The 24,703-nt window shown below is 73.8% G+C and carries 21 protein-coding genes and 1 tRNA gene; 11 read left to right on the top strand and 11 right to left on the bottom strand.

Annotation, left to right across the window (positions count from 1 at the left end):
* Window positions 1-87 precede the first annotated feature (87 nt).
* The 4 genes from E4P39_RS01040 to E4P39_RS01025 form a co-directional block, all read right to left on the bottom strand.
* A complete protein-coding gene (locus E4P39_RS01040; protein WP_135134474.1) occupies window positions 88-1,056 on the bottom strand; it encodes a beta-ketoacyl-ACP synthase III in 969 nt (322 codons plus the stop codon).
* A complete protein-coding gene (locus E4P39_RS01035) occupies window positions 1,053-1,301 on the bottom strand; it encodes a biotin/lipoyl-containing protein (RefSeq protein WP_167761505.1) in 249 nt (82 codons plus the stop codon). Before E4P39_RS01035 ends, E4P39_RS01040 begins: the two co-directional genes overlap by 4 nt.
* Window positions 1,298-2,284: an ACP S-malonyltransferase gene (locus tag E4P39_RS01030; RefSeq protein ID WP_245159539.1), complete on the bottom strand. Its 987-nt coding sequence runs from the start codon at window positions 2,282-2,284 to the stop codon at window positions 1,298-1,300. The genes E4P39_RS01035 and E4P39_RS01030 overlap by 4 nt, the downstream gene beginning before the upstream one ends.
* Window positions 2,285-2,400: 116 nt before the next feature.
* Window positions 2,401-3,570 carry a helix-turn-helix domain-containing protein gene (locus tag E4P39_RS01025; RefSeq protein ID WP_245159538.1) on the bottom strand — a complete coding sequence of 390 codons (1,170 nt, stop codon included), beginning with the start codon at window positions 3,568-3,570 and terminating at the stop codon, window positions 2,401-2,403.
* Between the two features lie 57 nt (window positions 3,571-3,627).
* Here E4P39_RS01025 and E4P39_RS01020 point away from each other — a divergent pair, with 57 nt between their 5' ends.
* From E4P39_RS01020 to E4P39_RS01010, 3 genes are read left to right on the top strand one after another with little or no spacing between them, the layout of a single operon-like run.
* Window positions 3,628-4,341, top strand: a complete 714-nt coding sequence (locus E4P39_RS01020; protein WP_245159537.1) for a phosphatase PAP2 family protein — start codon at window positions 3,628-3,630, stop codon at window positions 4,339-4,341.
* Entirely contained in the window at window positions 4,338-4,886 is a 549-nt protein-coding gene (locus tag E4P39_RS01015) for a pirin family protein (RefSeq protein WP_135134471.1), read from the top strand. Before E4P39_RS01020 ends, E4P39_RS01015 begins: the two co-directional genes overlap by 4 nt.
* A 30-nt stretch (window positions 4,887-4,916) precedes the next feature.
* A complete protein-coding gene (locus E4P39_RS01010; protein WP_135134470.1) occupies window positions 4,917-6,122 on the top strand; it encodes a M20 family metallopeptidase in 1,206 nt (401 codons plus the stop codon).
* Between the two features lie 140 nt (window positions 6,123-6,262).
* Here E4P39_RS01010 and aceE read toward each other — a convergent pair whose 3' ends face one another.
* A complete protein-coding gene (gene aceE, locus E4P39_RS01005) occupies window positions 6,263-9,067 on the bottom strand; it encodes a pyruvate dehydrogenase (acetyl-transferring), homodimeric type (protein ID WP_135134469.1) in 2,805 nt (934 codons plus the stop codon).
* A 408-nt stretch (window positions 9,068-9,475) separates the two neighbouring features.
* On the opposite strand from aceE, the gene E4P39_RS01000 reads away from it, so the two are divergent.
* From E4P39_RS01000 to E4P39_RS00985, 4 genes are all read left to right on the top strand, one after another.
* The gene (locus E4P39_RS01000) at window positions 9,476-9,895 is read left to right on the top strand and encodes a DUF3052 domain-containing protein (RefSeq protein ID WP_135134468.1); all 420 of its coding nucleotides are present in this window, start codon (window positions 9,476-9,478) and stop codon (window positions 9,893-9,895) included.
* A 15-nt stretch (window positions 9,896-9,910) separates the two neighbouring features.
* The gene (locus E4P39_RS00995) at window positions 9,911-10,372 is read left to right on the top strand and encodes a peroxiredoxin (RefSeq protein ID WP_135134467.1); all 462 of its coding nucleotides are present in this window, start codon (window positions 9,911-9,913) and stop codon (window positions 10,370-10,372) included.
* Between the two features lie 70 nt (window positions 10,373-10,442).
* Window positions 10,443-10,514 (top strand) — tRNA-Val (locus E4P39_RS00990).
* A 286-nt stretch (window positions 10,515-10,800) separates the two neighbouring features.
* Window positions 10,801-11,643, top strand: coding sequence for a right-handed parallel beta-helix repeat-containing protein (locus E4P39_RS00985; protein WP_167761504.1), 843 nt, complete (start codon window positions 10,801-10,803; stop codon window positions 11,641-11,643).
* 60 nt (window positions 11,644-11,703) lie between these two features.
* Here the strand turns inward: E4P39_RS00985 and E4P39_RS00980 are convergent, their stop codons facing one another.
* Window positions 11,704-12,510 (bottom strand): alpha/beta hydrolase, encoded by an 807-nt coding sequence (locus E4P39_RS00980; RefSeq protein WP_209306278.1) that lies wholly within the window; start codon window positions 12,508-12,510, stop codon window positions 11,704-11,706.
* 233 nt (window positions 12,511-12,743) lie between these two features.
* Here E4P39_RS00980 and E4P39_RS00975 point away from each other — a divergent pair, with 233 nt between their 5' ends.
* A complete protein-coding gene (locus tag E4P39_RS00975; RefSeq protein ID WP_245159536.1) occupies window positions 12,744-13,658 on the top strand; it encodes an alpha/beta hydrolase in 915 nt (304 codons plus the stop codon).
* A gap of 1 nt (window position 13,659) precedes the next feature.
* On the opposite strand, the gene E4P39_RS00970 is transcribed toward E4P39_RS00975, so the two are convergent.
* From E4P39_RS00970 to E4P39_RS00955, 4 genes are all read right to left on the bottom strand, one after another.
* Window positions 13,660-14,775, bottom strand: a complete 1,116-nt coding sequence (locus E4P39_RS00970; RefSeq protein ID WP_135134465.1) for an NAD-dependent epimerase/dehydratase family protein — start codon at window positions 14,773-14,775, stop codon at window positions 13,660-13,662.
* The gene (locus E4P39_RS00965; RefSeq protein WP_245159590.1) at window positions 14,772-16,376 is read right to left on the bottom strand and encodes a wax ester/triacylglycerol synthase family O-acyltransferase; all 1,605 of its coding nucleotides are present in this window, start codon (window positions 16,374-16,376) and stop codon (window positions 14,772-14,774) included. The genes E4P39_RS00970 and E4P39_RS00965 overlap by 4 nt, the downstream gene beginning before the upstream one ends.
* Window positions 16,377-16,539: 163 nt before the next feature.
* Window positions 16,540-17,493 carry an alpha/beta hydrolase gene (locus E4P39_RS00960; RefSeq protein ID WP_245159535.1) on the bottom strand — a complete coding sequence of 318 codons (954 nt, stop codon included), beginning with the start codon at window positions 17,491-17,493 and terminating at the stop codon, window positions 16,540-16,542.
* Window positions 17,494-17,537: 44 nt separating this feature from the next.
* Window positions 17,538-19,499: an FUSC family protein gene (locus E4P39_RS00955; RefSeq protein ID WP_135134463.1), complete on the bottom strand. Its 1,962-nt coding sequence runs from the start codon at window positions 19,497-19,499 to the stop codon at window positions 17,538-17,540.
* Between the two features lie 128 nt (window positions 19,500-19,627).
* On the opposite strand from E4P39_RS00955, the gene E4P39_RS00950 reads away from it, so the two are divergent.
* The 3 genes from E4P39_RS00950 to E4P39_RS00940 are packed head-to-tail and all read left to right on the top strand — an operon-like array spanning window position 19,628 to window position 22,379.
* Entirely contained in the window at window positions 19,628-20,479 is an 852-nt protein-coding gene (locus tag E4P39_RS00950) for a Nif3-like dinuclear metal center hexameric protein (RefSeq protein ID WP_245159534.1), read from the top strand.
* Window positions 20,480-20,488: 9 nt separating this feature from the next.
* Window positions 20,489-21,229, top strand: a complete 741-nt coding sequence (locus E4P39_RS00945; protein WP_135134461.1) for a C4-type zinc ribbon domain-containing protein — start codon at window positions 20,489-20,491, stop codon at window positions 21,227-21,229.
* Between the two features lie 31 nt (window positions 21,230-21,260).
* Window positions 21,261-22,379 carry a bifunctional RNase H/acid phosphatase gene (locus E4P39_RS00940; protein ID WP_135134460.1) on the top strand — a complete coding sequence of 373 codons (1,119 nt, stop codon included), beginning with the start codon at window positions 21,261-21,263 and terminating at the stop codon, window positions 22,377-22,379.
* 7 nt (window positions 22,380-22,386) lie between these two features.
* Here the strand turns inward: E4P39_RS00940 and E4P39_RS00935 are convergent, their stop codons facing one another.
* Complete coding sequence (locus E4P39_RS00935) at window positions 22,387-24,651, bottom strand: bifunctional diguanylate cyclase/phosphodiesterase (RefSeq protein WP_135134459.1); 2,265 nt, start codon at window positions 24,649-24,651, stop codon at window positions 22,387-22,389.
* Window positions 24,652-24,703: the final 52 nt, after the last annotated feature.

Raw genomic sequence — 24,703 nt, 5'->3', positions numbered from 1 at the left:
CTCTCTCGGGTGGGGCGATGGGACACGACGGAGGTTCCGCCGATGTCCGGGACCGTAGGTCCCGGGGATCGTGGGGGCGAGGCGAGCTCACGGCAGGACGACGACCTGACCGGCGAAGGTGAGGCCTGCGCCGTAGCCGAGCAGCAGTGCGAGGTCGCCGGACTTGGCCTCGCCGCTCTCCAGCAGGGCCGACAGGGCCAGGGGCACCGAGGCCGCGGAGGTGTTCCCGGAGCGGACGATGTCGCGGGCGATGACGGTGCGCTCGGGCAGCTTCAGCCGCTTCGCCATCAGCTCGATGATCCGCAGGTTCGCCTGGTGCGGCGCGAAGACGTCGATGTCGTCGGGCGTCACCCCGGCCCGGCGCATCGCCTCCTCGAGGGTGGCGGTGAGCTTCGTCGTGGCCCAGCGGTACACCGCCTGGCCCGCCATGCTCATGCCCTTCTCGCCCAGCGGCACGGCGATCGCCTCGTGCAGGTCGCCGTCGCTGCCCCAGACGACCGGGCCGATGGCGGGCACGTCGGACGGACCGAGCACGGCCGCGCCGGCGCCGTCGGCGAAGATCACGGCCGTCCCGCGGTCGTCGAGGTTGGTGTAGTCGGTCAGCCGCTCGCCACCGACCACCAGGACGTTGCGCGCCGAGCCGCTGCGGATGGAGTCGGCCGCGGAGCCGAGCGCGTAGCACCAGCCGGCGCACCCCGCGTTGAGGTCGAAGGCGCCCGGTCGCGGGATGCCGAGCTGGTGGGCCACCTGGGGGGCGATGCCGGGGATGGCCGTGGGTGGGCTGGTCGTGGCCAGCAGCACGAGGTCGATGTCGGTCGCGGCGAGGCCGCTGGCCGCCAGCGCCTTGCCGCCGGCGGCGACCGACATCTCCACGAGCGTCTCGTCGGGCTCCGCCCAGCGACGCTCGGCGATCCCGACGCGGGCCTGGATCCACTCGTCGTTGGTGTCCATCGTCCGGGCGAGCTCGTCGTTCGTCACGCGGCGCCGCGGGCGGTAGTCGCCGAAGCCGAGGATGCGGGCGCCCTTCGCGCCGGCCGGGAGCTGGATGGTGGTCATTCCGACACCTCCGGGTACAGACGGGCGAGCGGGTCACCGGCGTCGACGAGGTCGCCGTCCTGGACCAGCCACTCGGCCAGTACCCCGTCGTAGGCCGCCGAGACGTCGACCTCCTCGCGGCGGCTGCGGATGCAGCCGAGCGGGGTGCCGGCCGGCAGGCGGGTTCCCACGGCGACGCCAGCGGGGGTGACGGTGCCGCGCGCCGGCGCGACGACGACCCGCCAGTCGTAGCCGGGGTCGGTCACGCGGTACCTCCGAGCAGCTCTCGGACGCGGTCGAGGTCGGCCGGGCCGTTCACCGCGAGGACGTCGATGCCGGCACCCTTCCACTCGCGCTTGGCGAGCCCGGCGAGCGCGCCCGCCGGGGGCAGCTCGACGGCAGTGGTGACGCCGAGCTCGCGCATCGTGGCCAGGCAGGCGTCGAAGCGCACCGGGCTGGTGACCTGGCTGACCAGCCGGGCCAGCGCCTGGGCACCGGTGCCCACGGCCTGGCCGTCGGCGTTGGAGAGCAGCTGCCGGCTCGGGTCGGCCGGGTGCAGGCCGGCCACGAGGCCCTCGAGCTCTCGGCGGGCGGAGGCCATGTGGTCGGTGTGGAAGGCGCCCGCGACCGACAGCGGCACGACGCGCGCCTTGGCCGGCGGGTCGGCCTTGAGCGCCTCCAGCCCGTCGAGGGCCCCCGCGGCGACGACCTGCCCCCCGCCGTTCAGGTTGGCCGGGGTGAGACCGTGCTTGTCGATCGCGGCCAGCACCTCGTCGGGGTCACCGCCGAGCACGGCGGACATCCCGGTCGGCGTCTGCGCGCAGGCAGCGGCCATCGCCCGGCCGCGCGCGGCGGTCAGCGTGATGGCCTCCTCGACGGTCAGCACGCCGGCCAGCGCCGCTGCGGTCAGCTCCCCGACGCTGTGGCCGGCGATGACGAGGCCGCGGTCCACCGGCGCCCCGGGCTCGGGCAACGCCTGCAGCTCGCGGGCGACGAAGAGGCTCATCGCGACGACGAGGGGCTGGGTGACCGCGGTGTCCTTGATCGCCTCGGCGTCGCCGGTGGTGCCGAGGGTCAGCAGATCGGCTCCCGCGATGGTTCCGGCCTCCCGGAAGAAGGGCTCCGCGCCGGGGAGTTCCAGCCAGTCGGTGAGCATTCCGGGTTTCTGCGCGCCCTGTCCGGGGGCGAGGACGGCCAGCACCTCCTCACCGTGCCAGTCATCAGCGTCGGCCGGGGTGGTGGGCGGCACGAAAGCACAGCGGTGATCTTTGTGGAGACCCTCCAAAGCCCACTCGGCAGTAGCGCCGGAACGACCCTCCCCGTGGTAGGGACCGGACGGATCGGTTCAGCTGGGCGGGCGGCCGTTCAGTGCCAGAGCGAGCGGTCCCGGTCGAGCTCCGCGAGGGCCATCGCGACCTGCAGCGTCCAGGCGCCGCGGGGGTCGGTCGCGGACAGGCCGGTGATCTCGGCGGCCCGCTTGAGCCGGTACCGCACGGTGTTGGGGTGCACGAAGATGGCCCGCGCGCTGGCCTCGAGGTTGCCGCCGCTGCTCAGCACGGCCCGGACCGTCTCCAGCACCTCGCCGCCCGCGGCCTGCAGCGGCCCGGTCACGCGCTCGTGTAGCGCCGCCCGGGCCAGCGGGTCGCCGTCCAGTGCCCGCTCGGCGAGCAGCGCGTCGGCCGCCACCGGCCGGGGCGCGTCGACCCACGCGCGGGCGGCGCGCAGCCCCGCCAAGGCGATCGCGGCCGACTCGCCGGCCCGGCCGAGGCCGTCGACGACCGGGCCGGTCACGACCGGTCCCTCCCCGAACTCGTCGCTGATCCGGTCCGCGGCCGCCTCCAGCTCGTCGGTCCGGCCGAGGACGACGACCAGCTGGTCGGCGTGCACCCCGACCAGGACCTCGCAGCGCAGCGCCCGCGCCGTCCGCCGCACCGCCGTGTTGGGGTCGCCGCCGCCCGTGGGGGTGGCGCCGACCAGCACCATGACCGGTGTCGCCTTCGCCCAGCCGAGGGCCGCCGCCCGGCCGGAGAGCTCGTCCGACCGCTCGCCGCGGACCAGCGCGTCGACGACGAGCGCCTCCAGGCGGGCGTCCCAGGCGCCACGGTTCTCCGCGAAGCTGGCGTAGATGTGCGCCGTGGCGAAGGCGACCTCGCGGCTGTACTGGAGGACGGCGAGGTGCAGCGCGTCCTCGTCGCCCGGTTCGGCGACGGTGCGGACGTGGTCCTCCAGGACGTCCACGGTCACCCTGATGAGGTCGACGGTCTGCTTGAGCGCCACGACCCGTACGAGCTCCCGCGGAGCGGCGCCGAAGACGTCGCCGGTGAGCCGCGGCGGCCGCCCGGGGTTGCGGCACCATTCGACGAGGGACGCGATGCCGGCCTGGGCGACGAGGGTGACCCAGGAGCGCCGGTCGGCGGGCATGGCCCGGAACCACGACAGCTCGTCGTCCATGCGGGCCACGGCCTGGGTGGCCAGTGACCCGGACGCCCGTTCCAGCCGCCGCAGGGTCGCCTCCGTCGGCGGGCGGTTGCTCACCCGGCTCCTCACGACAGCCAGCGTGTCACGGGCGCAGCCGTCGGGGAGAGTGGAGCCGTGAGCGTTCCCCCCTCGGGCAGGTCACAGGTCACCCGTACGCGTGCACTGGCGGTCGTCGTCACCGGCATGGCGCTGGTCGGTGCGCTGGGGGCGGGTGTCTCCGCCGAATTCACGCCCCAGATGGACGTCGACGGCGCGGTCAGCGAGGCGGTCTACGTGGGCGACGACCGGGCCCCCGCGCTGAACTGGCTCCTCGAGGCGCTCACCACGCCCGGCGGCGCCGCCTTCCGGCTCGTGGTCTTCCTCGCGGTGCTCGCCTGGCTGGTCCGCCATCGGGCCTGGCCCGTCGCCGCGTGGGTGCTGACCGCCGTGGTGTTCATCGGACCGCTCACCAGCCTGCTCAAGGAGTGGTTCGGGCGGGTCCGCCCCGACTTCGACGAAGGAGGTGCCCGGCTCGACTCCCTGAGCTACCCCAGCGGCCACTCGTCCGGGATCGCCACCCTCGTGACCGTCGCGCTGATCCTCGCGTGGCCGGTGCTCGCGCCCGGCGTCCGGCGGAGGTGGCTGGTCCTCGGCGTCTGTGTGGTGATCCTGGTCGGGCTCACCCGCATGTGGCTCGGGGTGCACTACCTGTCGGACGTCGTCGGCGGCTGGGCCCTGGGGATCTCCTGGTCGCTGGCCGTGGCCCTCGTCTTCGGGGCGCTGCCCGGCGGTCGTGGGGCGCTGCCCTTGGGGGAGGCGCGACCGGTGGCGGGTGAGAGCTCCCCGTGACGGGGCTCGAGCAGCGCGTGGTGCTGGCGCCCGGCGACGGCGCGCTCGGCCCGTTGCTGCGGCTGGCGGAGGACCGGCTGCCCCCGGGGGGTGGGTACGGACGGCACGCCCACCGGGCGGTCGACGTCGTCGCGGTCGTGCTGAGCGGCGCGCTGCGCCACGAGTGGGCCGACGGCGCGGACCTGGTCGCCGGCGACGTCGCCGTCCTCCGGGCCGGGTCGGGTCTGGACCACGACGAGATCGCCGGCGACGCCGGCGCGCGGGTCCTCCAGTGCTACCTGCGGGCCGCCGAGCCCGATGCGGCGCCCGCGTACCGGGTGCACCGCGGAGCGTCGGGCTGGCTGGACCTCGACCGCCCGGACGCCCGGCTGTGGGTGGACCGGGTGGCGCCCGGTGTGCCGGCCGAGGTGCCCCCCGGGCTGCGCGTCGCGCGGGGCGTGGACGGCGTCGTCGTCGAGCAGCAGGCCGGCCGCATCGTGGCGGAGCCGGGGCTGGTGCTCGTCTGGCAGCTCGATGCCGCCCGCCCCTCGTGGGCCGACCACTGACCTCCGGCCCCGTGCGGGAGAGTGGGGTGCATGCCGATCAGCGCCGCGGACCTGCTCTCCGCCGCCTACAACGACGCGGACCGCACCATCGACCTGCGCCGCGCGCTGCACCGCCAGCCGGAGATCGGCCTGCACCTGCCGCGCACCCAGGCGACGGTCCTCGACGCGTTCGCCGGCCTCCCCATCGAGGTGACCACCGGGACGTCGACGACCTCGGTGGTCGGCGTCCTCCGGGGGGCCCGACCCGGCCCGACGTACCTGCTCCGCGCCGACATGGACGCCCTGCCGGTGCACGAGGACACCGGCCTGCCGTACGCCTCGGAGATCCCCGGCGCCATGCACGCCTGCGGGCACGACACCCATGTGGCGATGCTGCTCGGCGCCGCCCGGTTGCTGGCCGAGCGCCGCGACCTGCTGGCCGGCCAGGTCGTCTTCATGGTGCAGCCGGGGGAGGAGGGCTTCCACGGCGCGCGGTTCATGCTCGAGGAGGGGCTGCTCGACGTCGTCCCGGCGGCGCCGGTGAGCGGCGCGTTCGCGCTGCACACGATCGCGACCCTGCCCAGCGGCAGCATCAACGTGCGGCCCGGCCCGATGCTGGCCGCGGCCGACCAGTGGCGGATGACCGTCCGCGGCCGGGGCGGCCACGCCTCGATGCCGCACGCCGCCGCCGACCCCATCCCGGCCGCGGCCGAGATCGTGCTGGCCCTGCAGTCGATGGTCACCCGGCGCGTCGACGTCTTCGACCCGGCGGTGGTGACCGTCGCGCACATCGCGGCCGGCTCCACCTCGAACGTCATCCCCGACACCGCGTTCCTCGAAGGGACGATCCGCACCCTGTCCGCGGAGCGCCGGCGGGACGTCGTGGCCGCCGTCCAGCGGGTCGCCACGCACGTCGCGGCGGCGCACGAGATGACACTGGAGTTCGAGCACGTGGAGGGCTATCCGGTGACGGTCAACGACGCCGCGGTCGCCGCCCAGGTGCTGGAGACGGCGACCGCGCTGCTGGGCGAGCGGGCGACGTCCCTCATGCCGGTGCCGCTGATGGGCGCCGAGGACTTCTCCTACGTGCTGCAGCGGGTGCCCGGCGCGATGGCCTTCCTGGGGGCCTGCCCGCCGGGACAGGAGCCCGAGACCGCGCCGCCCAACCACAGCAATCTCGTGGTGTTCGACGAGGAGCCGCTGCCCGCCGGCGTCGCGCTCTACGCGCAGATGGCGCTGCAGGCCCTCGCCGCCTGAGCTCGTCGAAGCAGGTCGGCGACGTCCGCGACGCGGCCGTACGGGCCGGCGTCCCCTTCCGGTACGCGGCCGTCAGGCACGCCGACCCCCGCCGCCGACGGCGGTGGCCCGGCTGCCCGGGCCACTGCCGTTCCCGGCGATCAGGTGGCAGGGCTGGGGTCGGACCGCTCCTCTTCCGGCGCGGCCTGCACGTCGCGGATCTTGTACTTCTCGACGGCCTGGCGGACCACGTCGCGGTCCAGCTGACCCCAGTCGGCCAGTGAGGCCAGCGTGCGGACGACGACCGACTCGGCGTCCACGTGGAAGTGCCGGCGCAGCGCCGGGCGGGTGTCGGACAGGCCGAATCCGTCCGTCCCCAGCGACTGCATCCCGTGCGGCGCGTACGGGGCGATGAGGTCGGGAACGGCCCGCATCCAGTCCGACACCGCGATGACCGGGCCCTGTGCCTCCTGCAGCCGGGAGGTGACGTAGGGGACCTGCGGCTCCTCCTCGGGGTGCAGCAGGTTGTGCTCGGCCACCTCGTCGGCCTGCCGGCGCAGCTGACCCCAGGAGGTCACCGACCACACGTCCGCCGAGACGTTCCAGTCGTTGGCCAGCAGCTCCTGGGCCCGCATCGCCCACGGCACCGCGACGCCGGACGCCAGGATCTGCGCCTTCGCGCCGTCCAGCTGCGGCCCCTCGGCGTAGCGGTACATGCCCGCGAGCACGCCCTGGACGTCGAGGTTCTCCGGTTCGGCCGGCTGGGCGATCGGCTCGTTGTAGACGGTCAGGTAGTACATGACGTCGGGCGACCGGTGCCCGCCGAGCGGGCCGCCGGGGTCCTCGCCGTACATCCGGACCAGCGCGTCCCTGCAGATGTGGGCCAGCTCGTAGGAGAAGGCGGGGTCGTAGGACACGACCGCGGGGTTGGTGTGCGCGAGGAGCAGCGAGTGCCCGTCCTCGTGCTGGAGCCCCTCGCCGTTCAGCGTCGTCCGGCCGGCGGTGGCGCCGAGGACGAAGCCCCGGGTCATCTGGTCGGCCGCGGCCCAGAAGCCGTCACCGGTCCGCTGGAACCCGAACATCGAGTAGAAGATGTAGATCGGGATCATCGGCTCGCCGTGCGTGGCGTAGGAGCTGCCGACGGCGGTGAACGACGCCGTGGAGCCGGCCTCGTTGATGCCCTCGTGCAGGATCACGCCGGACGTGGATTCCTTGTACGCCAGCATCAGTTCCCGGTCGACCGAGGTGTAGCGCTGGCCGGCCGGGTTGTAGATCTTGTGCGACGAGAAGAGGGCGTCCAGGCCGAACGTGCGCGCCTCGTCCGGGATGATCGGCACGAAGCGCGGGCCGAGCTCCTTGTCCTTGAGCAGCTCCTTCAGCAGGCGGACGAACGCCATCGTCGTCGCCACCTCCTGCTTGCCCGACCCCTTCTTGAGGAGGTCGAGGGCCTTGTCGTCCGGGGCCTTGAGCAGCTTGAACTCCGAGCGCCGACGCGGGACGGCGCCGCCGAGCTGCCGGCGCCGCTCCTGCATGTACTCCAGCTCGTCGGAGCCCGGCTGCGGCTTGTAGTACGGGGGCATCGTCTTGTCGAGCGCCGAGTCGGGGATGTCCAGGTAGAGCCGGTCGCGGAACGCCGCCAGGTCCTCGGCGGTCAGCTTCTTCATCTGGTGCGTGGAGTTGCGGCCCTCGAAGTGGCTGCCCAGCGTCCAGCCCTTGATCGTCTTCGCGAGGATGACCGTCGGCTGGCCCTTGTGCTCCTGGGCGGCCTTGAACGCCGCGTAGACCTTGCGGTAGTCGTGCCCGCCGCGGGAGAGGCCCCAGATCTCCTTGTCGCTCATGCCCTCGACCAGCTTGCGGGTGCGGGGGTCGCGGCCGAAGAAGTGCTCGCGGACGTAGGCGCCGTCCTCGGCCTTGTAGGTCTGGTAGTCGCCGTCCGGCGTCTGGTTCATGAGGTTGACCAGCGCGCCGTCGCGGTCGGCGGCCAGCAGCGCGTCCCACTCACGGCCCCAGATCACCTTGATGACGTTCCAGCCGGCGCCGCGGAAGAACGACTCCATCTCCTGGATGATCTTGCCGTTGCCGCGGACCGGCCCGTCGAGGCGCTGCAGGTTGCAGTTGATGACGAACGTCAGGTTGTCGAGCTCCTCGCGGGCGGCCAGGCCGATCGCGCCGAGCGACTCGGGCTCGTCCATCTCGCCGTCGCCGAGGAACGCCCAGACGTGCTGGTCGGAGGTGTCCTTGATGCCGCGGCCGTGCAGATAGCGGTTGAACCGCGCCTGGTAGATGGCGTTGAGCGGGCCCAGGCCCATCGAGACGGTGGGGAACTCCCAGAAGTCCGACATCAGCCGCGGGTGCGGGTAGGAGGACAGGCCGCCGCCGGGGTGGCTGACCTCCTGCCGGAAACCGTCCATCTGGTGCTCGGTGAGCCGGCCCTCGAGGAAGGCGCGGGCGTAGATGCCGGGGGAGGCGTGCCCTTGGAACCAGATCTGGTCGCCGCCGCCGGGGTGGTCCTTGCCGCGGAAGAAGTGGTTGAAGCCGACCTCGTACAGCGAGGCCGAGCTCGCGTAGGAGGAGATGTGCCCGCCGACGGCGATGCCCGGCCGCTGCGCGCGGTGGACCATGATCGCGGCGTTCCAGCGGATGTAGGCCCGGATGCGGCGCTCGACGTGCTCGTCGCCCGGGAACCACGGCTCCCGCTCCGGCGGGATGGTGTTGATGTAGTCGGTGCTGCGGAGGCCGGGGACGCCGACCTGCTGCTCCCGGCTGCGCTCGAGCAGCCTCAGCATCAGGTAGCGGGCGCGGTCCCGGCCGGCATGACCGACGACGGCGTCGAGGGAGTCCAGCCACTCCTGCGTCTCGTCGGGATCGATGTCGGGGAGCTGGCTGGGGAGCCCGTCGGTGATGACCGCCCGGGGGGCTCCTGTGTCGCGGGCGGGGTCCCCGTCCGACTGCTGCGGTGCGCTCATGTGCCCATCGTCTCCCGTCCGGGTCGTCGGCGTCACATGGGATCACGGATTCCGTCTGCTGCTTCCGGTTCCGCGCCTGGGGACGCCCGCCGCAGCCGCCGCGAACCGGGCAGGCTTGCGCCAGCCGGGGCATGCCCTACGCTTCCGCCAACGATGGCCCGGCGTGCCGGACGCACGGCCGGCGATGGTGTGACGAGGGCGAGAGGGGTGACATGGCCAGGCTGCGGGGAAGCCGCCCGCTGGTCGTGTCGGTCCTCCGCAGCCCCGCATCCGTCCCGCTCTTCCCTCGACCGGTCGGCACGACGCATCCGGACCCGGAGCGCGTCCACGAGCGATCGGCGCCCGGACAGGGCACCATCCACCCCACGAACCGTCAGGAGCAGTAACACCCATGGAGGAGCAGCAGGGATGAGCGTCGACAGCGCCGGCATGGCGGCCCGGCTGGGCATCAAGCCGGGCATGGTCGTGCAGGAGCTCGGCTGGGACGAGGACGCCGACGAGGACCTGCGCGACGCCGTCATCGACCTGTCGGGCGGCGAGATGGTCGACGAGGACACCGACGAGGTGGCCGACGTCGTCCTCATGTGGTGGCGCGAGGACGACGGCGACCTCGTCGACGCCCTGGTGGACGCGATCGGCTCACTGGCCGACGACGGCGTCGTGTGGCTGCTCGTGCCCAAGTCGGGCCGGCCGGGCCACGTGGAGCCGGGCGACGTGACCGAGGCGGCCCCCACCGCGGGCCTGTCCCAGACGAGCAGCATCTCCGCGGCCAAGGACTGGTCGGGCATCCGGCTGGTCACCCCGAAGGCTGCGCGCTCCCGCCGCTGAGGGACGATCGGGGGCATGACCCTCTCCGTCGGCGACGCCGCCCCCGACTTCAGCCTTCCCGACCAGGACAAGCAGGTCGTCTCCCTGGCCGACCTGCGCGGCACACCCGTGCTGCTGGTCTTCTACCCGTTCGCCTTCTCCGGACTGTGCACCGGCGAGCTCTGCCAGCTGCGCGACGAGCTCGCGGTCTACACCGACGCCGGAGTGAAGGTGTTCGCCGTCAGCACCGACCCGGTCTTCTCCCTCAAGGCCTTCAAGGCCCAGGAGAACTTCGACTTCCCGCTGCTCAGCGACTTCTGGCCGCACGGCGCCACCGCCCAGGCCTACGGCGTCTTCAACGACAAGGCCGGCATGGCCCTGCGCGCCACGTTCCTGATCGATGCCGACGGCACGGTCGCCTTCGCCGAGGCCAACCAGCCCGGCGACGTCCGTGAGCAGTCGGGCTGGAAGGACGCGGTCGGCAGGCTGGCCGCCTGACCACAGTCCGGCTGGGGTGCCGTCACTCCGTCCCGGACCCGCCGCCCAGGGCACCTACCCTGGGCGCGCCGGGCGCGTAGCTCAGCGGTAGAGCTCTCGCCTTACAAGCGAGCGGTCGCAGGTTCGAACCCTGCCGCGCCCACCCACTCCGCCATTCGGCGTCCGTGCACCCAGAGGCGGCTGGGACACCTGTCGCCCCGAGGTGACCTTGCGGTGCGTGACTGGCCTGTCACTGAGCGCACCTGTAGCGTCGGCGCCGTTCCCTGTGAGGCCGGCGTGCGCCGTGGCCCGCCGCGCTGAGCTGCGCGAACTGCGCCATGCGTTCAGCGGCCCGGGAACCCTGCACGGCGACGACGTCGTGCCTGACGGATCGACCATTCGGGAACCAGCACGTGAAGCTCTCTCGCGCAGCACTCGCAGCAAGCATCATGACCACGGGCACGCTGGCGGCGGGTGGCCTGGTGGCCCCCGCGATCGCCGCGGAGACGACGAGCGTCTGCTCGTCGGGCTGCGCCTTCACCACGATCCAGGACGCCGTGGACGCCGCCTCCGCCGGTGACACCGTTCGCGTGAGCGGTCCGCTGACCGTCGCCGGGACCACGACCGTCGGCAAGGACGTCACCGTCACCGGCGGGCCCGGCGCGATCGTCACCCAGACCGCGAACGCCATCACGTTCCTCGTGAGCGGTGCCGGCGCGACGCTGGCGAACCTGACGATCACCAGCGACATCGCGTACGCCCAGGAGTTCGTCCAGATCGGCGCCGACGACGTCACGCTGTCCGGCAACACGATCCACGGCCCGGAGCAGCCGGGGCCCATGAGCGGGTGGGTGACCAACCGCGGCATCGTGACCCAGGGGTCGATCAGCGGCCTGTCCGTCACCGGCAACACCCTCTACTCGATGCGCTCCGGGGCGTACCTCAACCCGAACGGGACCGGCGCGATCGCCGGCAACACCGTCCACGACACCAAGGGCGACTTCCTGATCGACAACGCGAACTTCACGTTCCGCGACAGCCGGTCCGGCAACGCGTCGCAGCCCAGCGAGTGGGGCTTCGTGATCTTCCTCAACACGGATGCCGAGCGCTATCCCTCGGTCGCTGCGCTCAGTGCGGCCAACAACGACATGACGGTGCTGGACCGGCGCACCGACGAGGAGTACGTCGTCCCCACGACCGCCGCCGACTGCAAGGGCAGCGGCTGGAAGAACCGCAACCCCGAGTTCCGCAACCAGGGCCAGTGCATCAAGTTCGTCAACACCGGCCGGTAGTTCCCGGGAACGGAGCGGGCCCCGGCGACATCGCCGGGGCCCGCTCTGCGTCCGGGCGGATTAGGCGGCGGTGGTGGTCTCGACCGGGTCGCAGGGGGCCGGCGTCGCGGGCTTCGGGAAGGCCGGGCGCAGGTAGAGCGGCGCCTTGAAGGGCTTCCACGTGCCCTCGGGCTGGGCCAGCCGGTCGGCGACGGCCCAGATGGCGGCCGGGTGGTGACCGAGGCCCAGGTGGCTGGCCATGACGGCGATGTTCTCGCAGCGCTCACCCGGGGTGTCCAGGCAGGTCTGCCAGTGGACGATCCCGTCGTAGTGCGAGTAGATCGAGGTCGCCGGCACGCTCAGCGGCACCGACTCCGACTCCAGCGGGAGGCTGCGGTGCTCGATGTGCAGGTGCGAGTACCGGTCGAACGCCTTCGTGGCGCGGCTCTGGCTGTGCCGGGCGAGGCGGAACGGGCTGCCCAGCGTGATCACCTGGCGCACCGCATCAGGGGTGCGGCGCGCGAGGTCGCGGGCGAAGATGCCGCCGAGGCTCCAGCCGATCAGGGTGACGGGCCGGTCGTAGCGGTCGTTGAGGTAGCTCAGCTTGTCGCGCATGCCCGTGATGCAGGACGCGGTCGGGCCGATGTTGCGGCCGAGGCCCCAGCCGTGCACCCGGTAGCCGAGCCGGCGGAGCCGGCTGCGCAGGACCCGCGTCGACATGTCGTCCGCCAGGAAACCGGGCAGGACAAGGACCGGGTGCTCGTCCCCCCGCGGAAGGCTGGGCGCGAGCGGTAGGGCGGCCAGGTAGAGGCCGTAGTCGGCCATCGCCCGACCGGGCTCGGTGAGGTAGAGGGGGAGTGCCGGGCCGTCGTCCTGCCGTTGTGCCACATCGTCCTCCACCTGCGAAGCGTCTGGTACGGACGTGTACCAAGATGACCCCTGGCTCACACGTCGTCGTAACGCAGCGCGGGCACATGTTGCCTAAATGTGTCCTGCGTCATATGGGGCGGTGACGTTCCGGTTGGTGGCAGCCCGGCCGAGGGGGAACCCGGTCCCGCCCCCCGCGCCGCGGCGTGTCACCGTACGAGAAACCGCCGATCGACAGCGAAGGGACGCCGAGGGTGACGGAGGCGACACGGCCGGAGCGGATTGCGCCCGGGGACAGCAGGACCGTCGACCTGGACGGGCCGGTTCACTACATCGACTTCGGTGGCCCCGACGACGGCCCGACCGTCGTGCTCGTGCACGGCCTGGGTGGATCCCATCTGAACTGGGACCTGCTCGCCCCCCTGCTGCGGCCGCACACCCGCATCCTGGCGATCGACCTGCCCGGCTTCGGCCGCAGTGAACCGGGCGGACGACGTGCCTCGGTGCAGGCCAACGTCGAGGTGCTCGACCGGTTCCTCGCCGAGGTCGCCGGGACGCCGGCCTTCCTGGTGGGCAACTCCATGGGCGGGATGATCTCGATCCTCACCGCTGCCCGGTCGCCGGAGGCCGTCAGCGGTGTGGTGCTCCTCGACGCCGCCGTCCCCGGTCCGCGCGGCAAGCCGGACCCCCTCGTGGCCGCCAGCTTCGCCCTGTACGCGCTCCCGCTGGTCGGTGAGCGGGTGCTCAGGCTCCGCCGTCAGCGGCAGACGCCGCTGCGCCGCGTCCGGGAGCTCCTCCAGCTGTGCGGCGTCGACCCCGACTCGGTGCCGGCGGAGGTGATCGACCGGTCGGTGACCCTGATCGAGGAGCGGCGGGACGTCGAGGGGATGGACAAGGCCTTCCTGGCGGCTGCCCGTTCGCTGCTCCGCCTGCTGGCCGCCCCGAGGAGCTACCGGGCGGCGATGTCGGCGGTCGCCGCGCCCGTACTGATGATCCAGGGCGACCAGGACCGTCTGGTCCCCGTCACCGCGGCCCGTGACGTCGCCGCGCGGAACCCGCGCTGGCAGTACGTGGAGCTGGCCGGCGTCGGACACCTGCCGCAGATGCAGGTCCCGGACCGGGTGGCCGCCGAGGTGCTCGACTTCATCGGCGTGACCACCGGCCCGTGAGCTACGGGCGGAGCGTGGCGCGCAGCGCCTCGAGCCCGGTGTAGCGCGGCTGCCAGCCCAGCTCCTCGCGGGCCTTCGTCGTGTCCATGATCGCCGGGTGCGTGAAGGCGTCCACCCACTCCGCCGCGGGCGGCAGGAACGGCAGCCGCGCGAATGCCCGGGCCGCTGCCTGGGCCGGGGCAGCGGGAAGGCGCACCGGCAGCGCGCCGAACTCGCCGGCCACGTCCCCCGCGGTGAGCACGCCTTCGCCGGCGATGTTGTAGGCGCCGGGCGGTCCCGCGGCGACGACGCACAACTGCAGGGCGCGGCCTACGTCCTCCTCGTGCACGAACTGCAGTGGGTACTCGGGGACCAGCAGGGGCACCGGGACCGGCAGGCGCCGCGGCCGGCCGAACAACCGGCGGCCGAGCGGGGCCAGCGGCCCGGGCAGGATGTCCTTGCCGCCGACCACGTTCGGGCCGAGCACGACCGGCGGGCGCAAGAGATAGAGCGCGAGCCCGCCCGAGGTGGCGGCCTCGACCTCGAGCAGGTGCTCGAGCTCGGCCTTTTCCTGCGCGTAGAACAGCCGGTTGGCCGGGCGCACCGGCCAGTCCTCGGCGATGAGGGCGGGGTTGTCGGCGTGGAAGCCGTACGCCGCGACCGAGGAGGCATGGACGAAGCGCCGGACGCCGGCGGCCGCGGCGGCCCGGAACGCGTTGAGCGTGCCCTCGACGTTGATCTCGCGGGCCGTCCGTCGGGAGGCGTTCCCGGTGATGAGGAACGCGAGGTGCACGACGACGTCGGCGCCGCGGAAGGCCTCCTGCAGCGCCTCGGGATCGCGGACGTCGCCCTGCCGGTACTGCATCTTCGTCCAGCCGCGCCCGGCCGGGTCGAAGGGCCGGCGGGCGATCCCGATGATCCGGGCGACCCGGTCGTCGTCCTGCAGGAGGGGGATCAGGCCGGCGCCGAACGTGCCGGTCGGCCCGGTGACCGCGACGGTGAGCTCGCGCTCCGACGGTGCCCCGTCCGACGGGGTCTCGTCGGACGGTTCCTCGTCGGACGGTGCCTCGTCCGGCTGGTCGATGCCCCGCGGTCCCTTCCCGAGGGCGCCGGCGCCCCGCTGTCGCGCGGGGCTCATCGGTCCGTCGTCGACGTCCTGGGCGCCGCCTTCGGGGCCGCCGTGCGCTCGGTGGCGGTGGCCCGGCCCGTGCTGCTGCTGGCCGCGGACGTCTTCGCCGGGCCCGACGCAGCGGCGCTCTTCGCAGCGGCGCTCTTCGCGGGAGCGCGCTTGGTGGGCGTGCTCGTGGCGGCCGGCTCCTTCTCCGGCTCCGCCGTCCCGGCCGGCTTCGCCGTGCCCTTCTCCGCTGCCAGTGCGAGGAGCTCGTCGATGCCCGTGCGGATGCCGCCGGAGAGCACGTCGACGTCGGGGTAGCCGTCGAAGTCGGCGTTGATCCCGAAGGTCATGGTGTTGAGGTAGGAGAAGATCCCGATCGAGCAGCGGGTCCCGCCGGCGATCGGCACGTACGCGGTGGCCGTGGTCATCCGCTTGCCCAGCACGTAGAGCGGGACCCGCGGCCCCGGCACGTTCGTCGTCACGGCCTGGCACCACATCTGCCCGGCCTGCAGGGCGGCCTTGACGCCCATGGACAGCAGCGTCGGCGCCACGTAGTCACCCATGGCGATGATCGACGGCGCGTCCACCGCCTTCATCGTCTTCTTGTACTCGTCCATCTGGCCGCGGATCGACGCCAGCCGGTCGACCGGGTCGGCGAGCCCGACGGGCAGGTCGACGAAGACGGCGGAGACCTGGTTGTTCAGCGCGCCCTTCTGGTCGGGACGGCGGACCGACACCGGCACCATCGAGCGGACGACGAGCTTCTCCGACGACAGCTCGCCGCGCGCCAGGAGCAGGTCGCGGAACCCGCTGCTGATCGCGGTGAGGACGACGTCGTTGACCGTGCCGCCGAACGCCGTCCGGACGGCCTTGAACTCCTCGAACTTGCCGTCGGTCCACGCCCACCGCCGGTGCGGGCCGATCGGTCCGTTGAGCGAGCGCGCGGTCGGTGTCATCGCCTGCTTGGCCAGCGACGGGACCGCCGAGGCGATCGTCCGGCCGGACGCGGCGAGCTCCTTGACGGCCTGGACGGGCGTGTTCAGGCTGGGCATCGAGGCCAGCTGCTGCACCGGGTGCGCAACGACGTCGTTGAAGGCGCCGGCGATCAGCGAGAGGTTGGAGGGTTCGCGCTGCGGCGTCCACTCCTTGGGCTCGTCGTGCGTGGCATCGGGGGTGAGGTCGAACATCAGCTGCATGAGGTCGCTGCCGGCGACGCCGTCGACCATGCAGTGGTGGACCTTGGAGATGAGGGCCCAGCGGTCGTCGGCCAGGCCCTCGACCAGCCACAGCTCCCACAGCGGCTTGGCCATGTCGAGCCGCTGGCCGAGGACGCGGCCGGCCAGGTTGCGGAGCTGCTCGTCGCTGCCCGGGCCGGGCACCGCGGTGTGCCGGACGTGGTACAGGATCTGGAAGTGCGGGTCGTCGGCCCACAGCGGCCGGCCGAGCTGCATCGGGACCGGGCGCACCCGCTGGCGGTAGCGCGGCACCAGCGGCAGCTTGCTCAGCAGCAGCCGCACGACGTCCCCGTAGGAGGGGGCCGGGCCTTCGAAGACGGCCACCGACCCCACGTGCATCGGGGTGTTCTCGCTCTCCGCGAAGAAGAAGCTCGCATCGAGCGCGCTCATCCGGTCCACGTTCTGCTCCTTCGTTGCACCCGGTTCCGCCCTGCGGGGGACCGGGGGCGGTCACACGTCGTCCGGGTGGCCGCCGAAGTCAGGTGTGTCGCCGAGTACGCGTAACCCGGGGTCGTGGTTCCGCAGACCGTCTCGTGCCCCCTGGTCGCCCAGGTCAACCGGCCTGCCGGGAACTCTTGCCGACCCGCTCCAGGAGTGCAATGAAAGCGGCGTCGACGACGTCCGGGCGGGTGAGGTTGACGCTGTGCCCGGCGCCCGGGACGACGACCAGCTCCGCGTTCCCGCCGATCGCGTCGGCGATGTCCCGGCCGTGCGCGGCGGGGGTCAGCCGGTCGTGCGTCGCGGCGACCACGGTGACGGGCACCCGGCGGAGCACCTCCAGGGAGGCCTTCTCGTCGTGGTCGAGGAACGTCGCGTAGAACGCCATCGCCACCGGATAGGGCGTCTCCTCCAGCAGGTTCTGCACGAGGAGCACGTTGGCCAGGTCGGCGTCGTCGGCACCGAACAGCAGCCGCCGGATCGCCCGGCGGCCGATGGCCGTGCCCCGGCGCCGGAACCGTTCGAGCAGCGGCGCGAGCAGCTGGAGGAGCCGCAGGTAGAGCGGCAGCAGGTGCAGCCGGCGCACCAGCTTGACGGCCCGGGCGAGGATGCCGGTCTCCACCAGTCCACCGGCCGACGTGGCGAGCAGGAAGACCCCGACGACACGGGTGCCGAACAGCTCCGGGCGCTGGCGGGCCAGAGCCATCACGCTCATCCCGCCCATCGAATGGCCGGCGAGGACCACGGGCCCGGAGGGCGCGACGGCGTCGAGCACCTGGCCGAGGTCGCGTCCGGTGCGGTCGATGGTGGCGTCGACCAGCGGGGTCCACCCGGACCGGCCGTGGCCGCGCTGGTCCCAGAGCACGAGGCGGGCGCGGTCGCGGAGGGCGGCGCGCTGGATCTCCCATTCCGCCAGCCGCGCGGTGAACCCGTGCGAGAGGACGACGGTGAGCTCCGCGGCCGGGTCGCCGTCCACCTCGACGTGCAGCGGGACGCCGTCGTCGGTGGTGACCGTCCGGGAGCCCGGGGGAGGCGGGCCGCCGGCCGCCGGCAGCAAAGGGGTGGGCACGCGGCCCATCCAACCTCCCGCGGCCGGCATGGCCGTTCTGGCCGTCACTCGCGCCGTCCGGGGGCCGCTTCCCGGACCAGCCGGCGCGCGGCGTCCACCTCGCGGGCCACCGGCGCGAGCACGCCGTCGGCGTGGATCTCGGCGTCGTCCGGGCCGGAGGGCGCCCGCACGTCCGCCTCGAGCCGGCGGATCGCACGGCGCAGCACCGTGACCTGCGCCAGGTCGGGGGCCGCATCGCCGCCGCGCGTGGCGATCACCGCCTCGGTGACGGCGTCGGCGGTCCGCTCGAGCTGCACGATGACCGGCCACCAGGCCGCCGCCCGGGTGCTGATCGGCGGGGGCTCGGCCAGCCGGCGCTGGAGCTGCGTCTGCAGCTCGGTGAGCGCGCGGTAGGTGCGGCGGCGGGCGCGGCGGCGGTCGGCGGGGCTGCCGGTGAAGGCCGCCTCGACGAAGGCGTCCAGGGCGAGGGTCGCGGCGCGCAGGGCCTCGTCGAGCGGCGCCCGCCAGGTCTGCGGCCAGAGCAGGTAGCCGAAGACGAGCACGATCCCGCAGCCGATCAGGGTGTCGGTCAGGCGCGCGGCGACCAGGCCCGGGCCCGGGGGCAGCGCCAGGTCGAGCAGCAGGATGATCACCGGCGTCTGGAAGACCGAGAACAGGCCGAAGTTGGCGTTGCGCGCCCACGGCAGGAGCGCCGCCGTCCCGGCCAGGGCGACGAGTACCCAGGCGTCGCGGGGTAGCACGGCCAGCAGGGCGGAGCCGAGCAGGACGCCGAGCAGGGTGCCGGCGCCCCGCTGCACGGCCCGGGTGAACACCGACCCGAAGTCGGGCTTGAGCACGATCGCCACCGTCAGGAGCACCCAGTAGGGCCGTTCGATCGGCAGGTACTGCCGCGCGATCTCCGCCACGGTCATGCACAGCGTCAGGCGGACGGCGAAGGCGCGGGACTCCGGGCTGGCCAGCGTGCGGTCGGCGAGCTCGCGCAGCCGGATCCGCCAGTCCTCCGGCTCCGGACCCAGGGCGGCCGCCCCCGCCCGCTCCTCGGGATCGCCCACGACGTTCCACACGAGGCGGATCCCGTGGCGGACCGCCCGCGGGACCGGGCGGCCGTCCTCCAGCGGCGGGGGCCGTTCCTCGGTGAGCTCCCGGGCGCCGCTCACGGCGGCGGCGAGCGCGTGGACCGCGGCGACGTCCTGCGGGTCGGCCGGCGCGCCGGACCGGGCGGCGGCGACGGCGCCCTCCACGAGGGGCGCCGCGGCGTTGAGGACACCGGCCAGCTCGGACAGCTCGCGGGTGCGCCCCGCGGACAGGCTCCGGCTGCGGATGACCCGGTCGTAGGCCTCGTTGAGGGCGGTGGTCAGCGACCGGCGGGCGTCCTCCGCCTGCGCGGCGCCGACGGCGGTGAGCAGCTCGCCGATGCGGGTGAAGACGGTGGCGACGGCGGTGCGGTCCGGATCCATCGCCTCGGTGCGGGCCTGGATCAGGGTGAGGAGAGTGGCCCACGCCGCGCCGGCGACGAAGAAGGCGACCTCCTCGACCGCGGACAGGGGAGTGGCCAGGCCGGAGGCGAGGGCGGTGTAGATCAGCAGCTGCAGGGCGCCCAGCGACAGCGCCGCGTTCACCGCGCTGATCAGCGCGGCCAGCGCCGAGAGCACGGCGATGAGGACGACGGGCATCCAGCCGCCGCCGGTCGCGAACTGCCCGACGACGAGGCCGAGCCCGCCGAAACCGGTGGCTGCGGCGGTCCTGCGCAGCCGGTCGCGGAGCGGGCCGGACTGCGGCGCCAGACTGGCCGCCAGCGCTCCGGTCGTGGCGAACACCCCCGCGCCGAGCGCCGGACCCGGCTCCACCCCGCCCTCGATGAGGACCGCCACCGCCAGCGGTGCCGGCACGGCCACGGCGAAGCGGACGACGTCGCGCCACGGGACCGGCGGGGGAGTGGTGCGCACCAGCTCCTCCAGCCATGCCGGTGCGCGGAGGCCCCGCTCGCGCAGCCCCCGTCCGGTCATGCCCGGAAGCTTGTCACCGGGCCCTCGACCGCCGTCCTTCCCCCGCTTTCGGTACCGGAAGCGCGCCGTCCCTCCGCCGCTTTCGGTACCGAAAGCGGGGGAGCGGGTCTCACCTACAGTGCGGAGCCGTGTCCGTCCCCCTCCGCGAGGTCCTCGCCGCGCTCGACGCCCGCTACGCCCCGGCCCTCGCGGAGAGCTGGGACGCCGTCGGCCTGGTGTGCGGCGATCCGGACGAGCCCGTGCAGCGCGTGCTGTTCGCCGTCGACCCGACGTCCGACGTCGTCGACGAGGTGATCGGGACCGGGACCGGCCTGCTCGTCACCCACCACCCGCTCCTGCTGACCCCGGTGCACGGCGTGCCCGCGGACGATCCGAAGGGCCGGCTGGTGCACCGGCTGATCCGGGCCGGGGCCGCGCTGTTCGTGGCGCACACCAACGCCGACCGGGCGCCCGGCTCCGGGGTCAACGACGCGCTGGCCGCCGTCCTCGGGCTGAGCGGCACCGCTCCGCTGGAGCCGACCGACGCCGACCCGCGGGCGGGGCTGGGCCGGATCGGCGGGCTGCCGGCACCGCTGTCCCTGCGCGAGTTCGCGGAGCTGGCCGCCGCCGTCCTGCCGGCGACCGTGGGCGGCGTCCGGGTGGCCGGGGATCCGGACCGGGTGGTGCGCCGGGTCGCCGTGTGCGGGGGCAGCGGGGGGTCGCTGCTGCCGGCGGCGGCCGCGGCCGGTGCCGACGTGTTCCTGACCAGCGATCTCAAGCACCACCCGGTGTCGGAGGCGGCCGAGACGCCCGGGCCGGCGCTGGTCGACGTGGCGCACTTCGCGAGCGAGTGGCCCTGGCTGCCGGTGGCGGCGGAGGTCCTCGGCCGGGACCTGTCCGGCCGGGTGGAGGTGTCCGTCTCGCGGCTTCGGACCGACCCGTGGACGTGGCATGCCGGGCAGCGGACCGGACCGGCGGGGGACGCCGACGCGCGACGGTAGGTTGGCGGCGTGAAGGCCGACCACTTCGAGCAGCAGAAACTCCTGGATCTCGCGGCGGAGGACGTCGCGCTGACCCAGCTGGCGCACCGACGGCGCACCCTGCCCGAGGCCGCCGCGGTGGAGGCGGCCGAGGAGGCGGAGCGGGCGTTGTCCGGCGACGTCGTGCGCGCCGAGACCGAGGTGCGCGACCTGGGCCGCGAGGTGAAGCGGCTGGAGTCCGACGTCGAGACCGTGCGCCAGCGGGAGATCAAGGACCAGCGGCAGATGGATTCGGGCAGCGTCTCGCCGAAGGAGCTGACCAACCTCCAGCACGAGCTGGACTCGCTGAAGCGGCGCCAGTCCGACCTCGAGGACCAGGAGCTCGAGCTCATGGAGCGCCTCGAGGTCGCCGAGGCGGCGCTCAAATCCGCCCAGGAGGGGCTGGAGAAGGCGAAGGCGGACCTCGAGCGCGCGGTGCAGCTGCGCGACGACGCCCTGGCCGACATCGCCGACGGAACGAGCAAGCACGAGGCCGCCCGGGCCGAGGTGGCGGCGGGGATCTCCGAGGCGCTGCTGACCCTCTACGACCGGGTCCGGAAACAGACCGGCACGTCGGGGGCCGCGCCGCTGCGGCACCGCGCCTGCCAGGGCTGCCGGATCGAGCTGTACGGCAACGAGCTGGCGGCGGCCCGCAACGCCGACCCGCACGAGGTGCTGCGCTGCGAGAACTGCAGCCGGATCCTGGTCCGCACCGCCGAGTCCGGGCTGTGAGCCCGGCCGATATGGCCATCGTGGCCGTCTCGTGAGCCGACGGTTCATCGTCGAGGCGGACGGCGGGTCGCGGGGGAACCCGGGGCCGGCCGGCTACGGCGCCCTCGTGCGTGACGCGGCGTCGGGCCGGGTCCTGGCGGAGCGGGCTGCGTCGGTGGGGCGCGCGACCAACAACGTCGCCGAGTACGGCGGCCTGGTGGCCGGTCTGCAGGCGGCGCTCGACCTCGACCCGACCGCCGAGGTCGAGGTGCGGATGGACTCCAAGCTCGTCGTCGAGCAGATGTCGGGCCGGTGGAAGATCAAGCACCCCGACATGCAGCAGCTCGCGCTGCAGGCCCAGCAGATCGCCCGCCAGCTCGGCCGGGTGCGCTACACGTGGGTACCGCGGGCGCAGAACGGCGCCGCGGACGCCCTGGCCAACAGCGCCATGGACGGCAAGCCGATCCACCGGGAGAGCGCCGCGGAGCCGTCGGTCGCGGAGGACGAGCTCCAGCCGGAGGCGGAGGCCCTGTCCTCCCCACCCACCGTCCCCGGCCAACTCGTGACGACGGTGACCCACCTGCTGCGGCACGGCCAGACCGAGCACACCCCAGAACGCCGGTTCAGCGGCCGCAACGACCTGCCCCTCTCCCGCACGGGTCGAGCGGAGGCCGAGGCGGCCGCGGTCCGGGTGGCGCAGCTGGGCATCGACGTGATCGTCGCCTCGCCGCTGCGCCGGACCCGGGAGACCGCCGAGCTCGTCGCCGCCACGCTGGGCGTGCCGGTCGAGTTCGACGACGACCTGATCGAGCTGGACTTCGGCGATCTCGAGGGCCTGACCGCCGAGGAGGCGCGGGCCAAGCACCCGCTCGCCGCCCGCCGGTTCGGCACCGACGTCACCGTCGCGGCCCCGGGCGGGGAGTCGGTGATGGACGTCAGCACCCGTGTGGCACGGGCGCGGCGGCGTCTGCTGTCGCGGCACGCGGGGAAGTCGGTGCTCGTCGTCACCCACATGATGCCGATCAAGCTGATGCTGACGGCGGGGCTGGACGTCGACGAGGACGTCGTCCACCGGGTGTTCCTCGAGGCGGCGTCCCTGTGCACCGTGACCTGGTCGTCGGACGGCCGGGCGTCGGTGCGCCTGGTGAACGACACCTCGCACCTGCGCTGAACCGGGGTCAGTGCACCGGCGTCCCGGCTCCGGTGCGCGCCAGCCACTGCTCCATCCGGTCGGCGGGCAACGGCCGCGAGTGCAGATAGCCCTGGCTCGTGTCGCAATGCAGGGACTGCAGGTGCCGGAGGGTCGCCTCGTCCTCGACCCCCTCGGCGACGACCCGCAGGCCCAGCCGGTGGGCGAGCTCGATCGTGCTCGCCACGATCGCCTCGGTCCGCGGCTCGGTGAGCAGGTCGACGGTGAACGAGCGGTCGAGCTTGAGCTCGGCGACGGGAAGGTCGCGCAGGTAGGCCAGCGACGAGTAGCCGGTGCCGAAGTCGTCGATGCTCACGGTGGCGCCGAGGTCCGCGAGCGCGCCGACGACGGCGAGGCTGCGGTCGGGGTCGGTCAGCAGGACGCTCTCGGTCACCTCCAGGACCAGGAACCCGGGTGGGAGGCCGTGCTCGGCCAGCAGCCCGGCGACCCGGCCCGGCAGGCCGGCGTCGAGGAGGTTGCTCGCCGACAGGTTGACCGAGATCGGCACCGCCAGCCCGCTCCGCCGCCAGACCGCGGCCTGGGCGATGGCCTGCGTGAGCACCTCCTCGGTGAGCACGCCCATCAGCCCGTGGACCTCGGCGAGCGGGAGGAACTCGCCGGGGCCGAGGAGGCCGCGCACCGGGTGGTGCCACCGCACGAGGGCCTCGACGCCCACCGTGGCGCCGGAGGCGATGTCGAGCTGCGGCTGGTGGTGCAGGACCAGCTGGCCGTCCGACAGGGCCGTGCGCAGCTCCTCGACGAGAGCCAGATGACCGCTGCTGTCCGCATGCCGTTCGCTGTCGTACAGGGCGACGCCGGCTCCGGAGCGCTTCGCGTCGTACATGGCGACGTCGGCCTCGCGCAGGAGCTGGGTCGGTGACGACGAGCCGTCGGGACCGCCGGACGACGTCGTGACTCCGACGCTGGCGGCGGCGTGGACGACCAGGCCCTCGATGGGGAACGGCTCGGCCAGCCGGTCGTGCAGCCTGCGGGCCACGCGGAGCGCGGACTCCTCGAGCGGCGCGTCGGCGTCGATCAGGGCGAGGACGGCGAACTCGTCGCCGCCCAGCCGGCCGAGCACGTCGCCCGGTCGCAGGACGGGCTCCAGCCGCGCGGCCACCATGCGCAGCAGGTGGTCGCCGGCCGCATGGCCCACGGCGTCGTTGACCTCCTTGAACTTGTCCAGGTCGAGCAGCGCCAGGGCCAAGGGCGCGCCCGAACCGCTGAGTTCCTCCACCCGGCGCAGGAGGGCGCGTCGGTTGGCGAGGCCGGTGAGCTCGTCGGTCAGCGCCTCGCGGCGGGTGACCGCGAGCACGGCCAGCTCCCGGACGTTGGTCAGCAGCCGGACGCTGCTGCCGAGCGTGGCGAGCGCCGCGCACCAGGTGGCCGGGCCGGCGACCCCCAGCAGAGTGCCGCCGGCGAGGACCGCGGTCGACGCGACGATGACCACGAACGCGCCGATGGTGGAGGCCGTCGGGTCCGTCGGCTGGGGTTCGGCGCGGCCCGGCCGCAGGACGGCGGCGAGCGCGAGGCAGACGACGGTGACCGGCTCGGTCGCCCACCCCCAGATGCCCGGCTGGCCGGCGGTGACGAGGGTGACGGAGCTGCCCGCCAGCGAGGCGCCGAAGGAGGTCACGACCAGCCAGGTCCGCGGGTCACGGCCCATGTTGCCGAGGAAGGGCAGGGAGCAGACGGTGCCCACGAGCACGAACTCGGCCGCGAACTGGGCGAGCGCCGGCTCGACGGCCCACCACGCGGCCTCGCTCGCGGGGCCGGCGGCCACCTGGACCACGGTGTGGGCGACGGCCAGGACCGCGAGGACGGCGGAGGATCCGTTCAGCGCGTCGTGGGGGTCGGCCAGGCTGGTGCTCAGTCGGTTCCACCGGACGACGCCCCCGTAGACCAGCGGGAACGCGACGACGGGCGCCCACGGCATTGCCGCCGCGGCGACCTCCCTCGTCTCCGGGAACAGCCCGAGGACGGCCCCGACGACGACCGCCGCGGTCATGAGGGCGACGCCCAGGGCGATCCGCCCCCAGACGTTGCGCTCGTGTGCCACGGTCCGCGCCCGCCAGGCCAGGATCGCGAGCAGGCCGGCGTACGGCGCCCCCGCCGCGAGGACCTCGAGCGACCCGGCGGCGGCCACGGGCCGGCCCGTCCCGGCGACGACCGCGGCCGCGGCCGCGACGACGACGACGGCGAGCACCCGGCTCGGCGCACCGGGCAGCAGCCGGCGACGCAGGAGACCGGGCATGCAGTGATATCGGACGGAAGGACGGGCCGGTGAACCGCGCGGCGGGGGCCGT

Origin of the sequence: Blastococcus sp. CT_GayMR19 (genome assembly GCF_004570385.1) — a bacterium.
GTDB lineage: Bacteria > Actinomycetota > Actinomycetes > Mycobacteriales > Geodermatophilaceae > Blastococcus_B.
This window is presented reverse-complemented; position numbering and strand designations above follow the sequence as displayed.

Bases quoted from the DNA above. Each gene is read 5' to 3' on its own strand.
- E4P39_RS01040 (WP_135134474.1), bottom strand. From the start codon at position 1,056: ATGACCACCATCCAGCTCCCGGCCGGCGCGAAGGGCGCCCGCATCCTC.
- E4P39_RS01010 (WP_135134470.1), top strand. From the start codon at position 4,917: ATGCCGATCAGCGCCGCGGACCTGCTCTCCGCCGCCTACAACGACGCG.
- aceE (WP_135134469.1), bottom strand. From the start codon at position 9,067: ATGAGCGCACCGCAGCAGTCGGACGGGGACCCCGCCCGCGACACAGGA.
- E4P39_RS01000 (WP_135134468.1), top strand. From the start codon at position 9,476: ATGAGCGTCGACAGCGCCGGCATGGCGGCCCGGCTGGGCATCAAGCCG.
- E4P39_RS00995 (WP_135134467.1), top strand. From the start codon at position 9,911: ATGACCCTCTCCGTCGGCGACGCCGCCCCCGACTTCAGCCTTCCCGAC.
- E4P39_RS00985 (WP_167761504.1), top strand. From the start codon at position 10,801: ATGACCACGGGCACGCTGGCGGCGGGTGGCCTGGTGGCCCCCGCGATC.
- E4P39_RS00970 (WP_135134465.1), bottom strand. From the start codon at position 14,775: ATGAGCCCCGCGCGACAGCGGGGCGCCGGCGCCCTCGGGAAGGGACCG.
- E4P39_RS00965 (WP_245159590.1), bottom strand. From the start codon at position 16,376: ATGAGCGCGCTCGATGCGAGCTTCTTCTTCGCGGAGAGCGAGAACACC.
- E4P39_RS00955 (WP_135134463.1), bottom strand. From the start codon at position 19,499: ATGACCGGACGGGGGCTGCGCGAGCGGGGCCTCCGCGCACCGGCATGG.
- E4P39_RS00935 (WP_135134459.1), bottom strand. From the start codon at position 24,651: ATGCCCGGTCTCCTGCGTCGCCGGCTGCTGCCCGGTGCGCCGAGCCGG.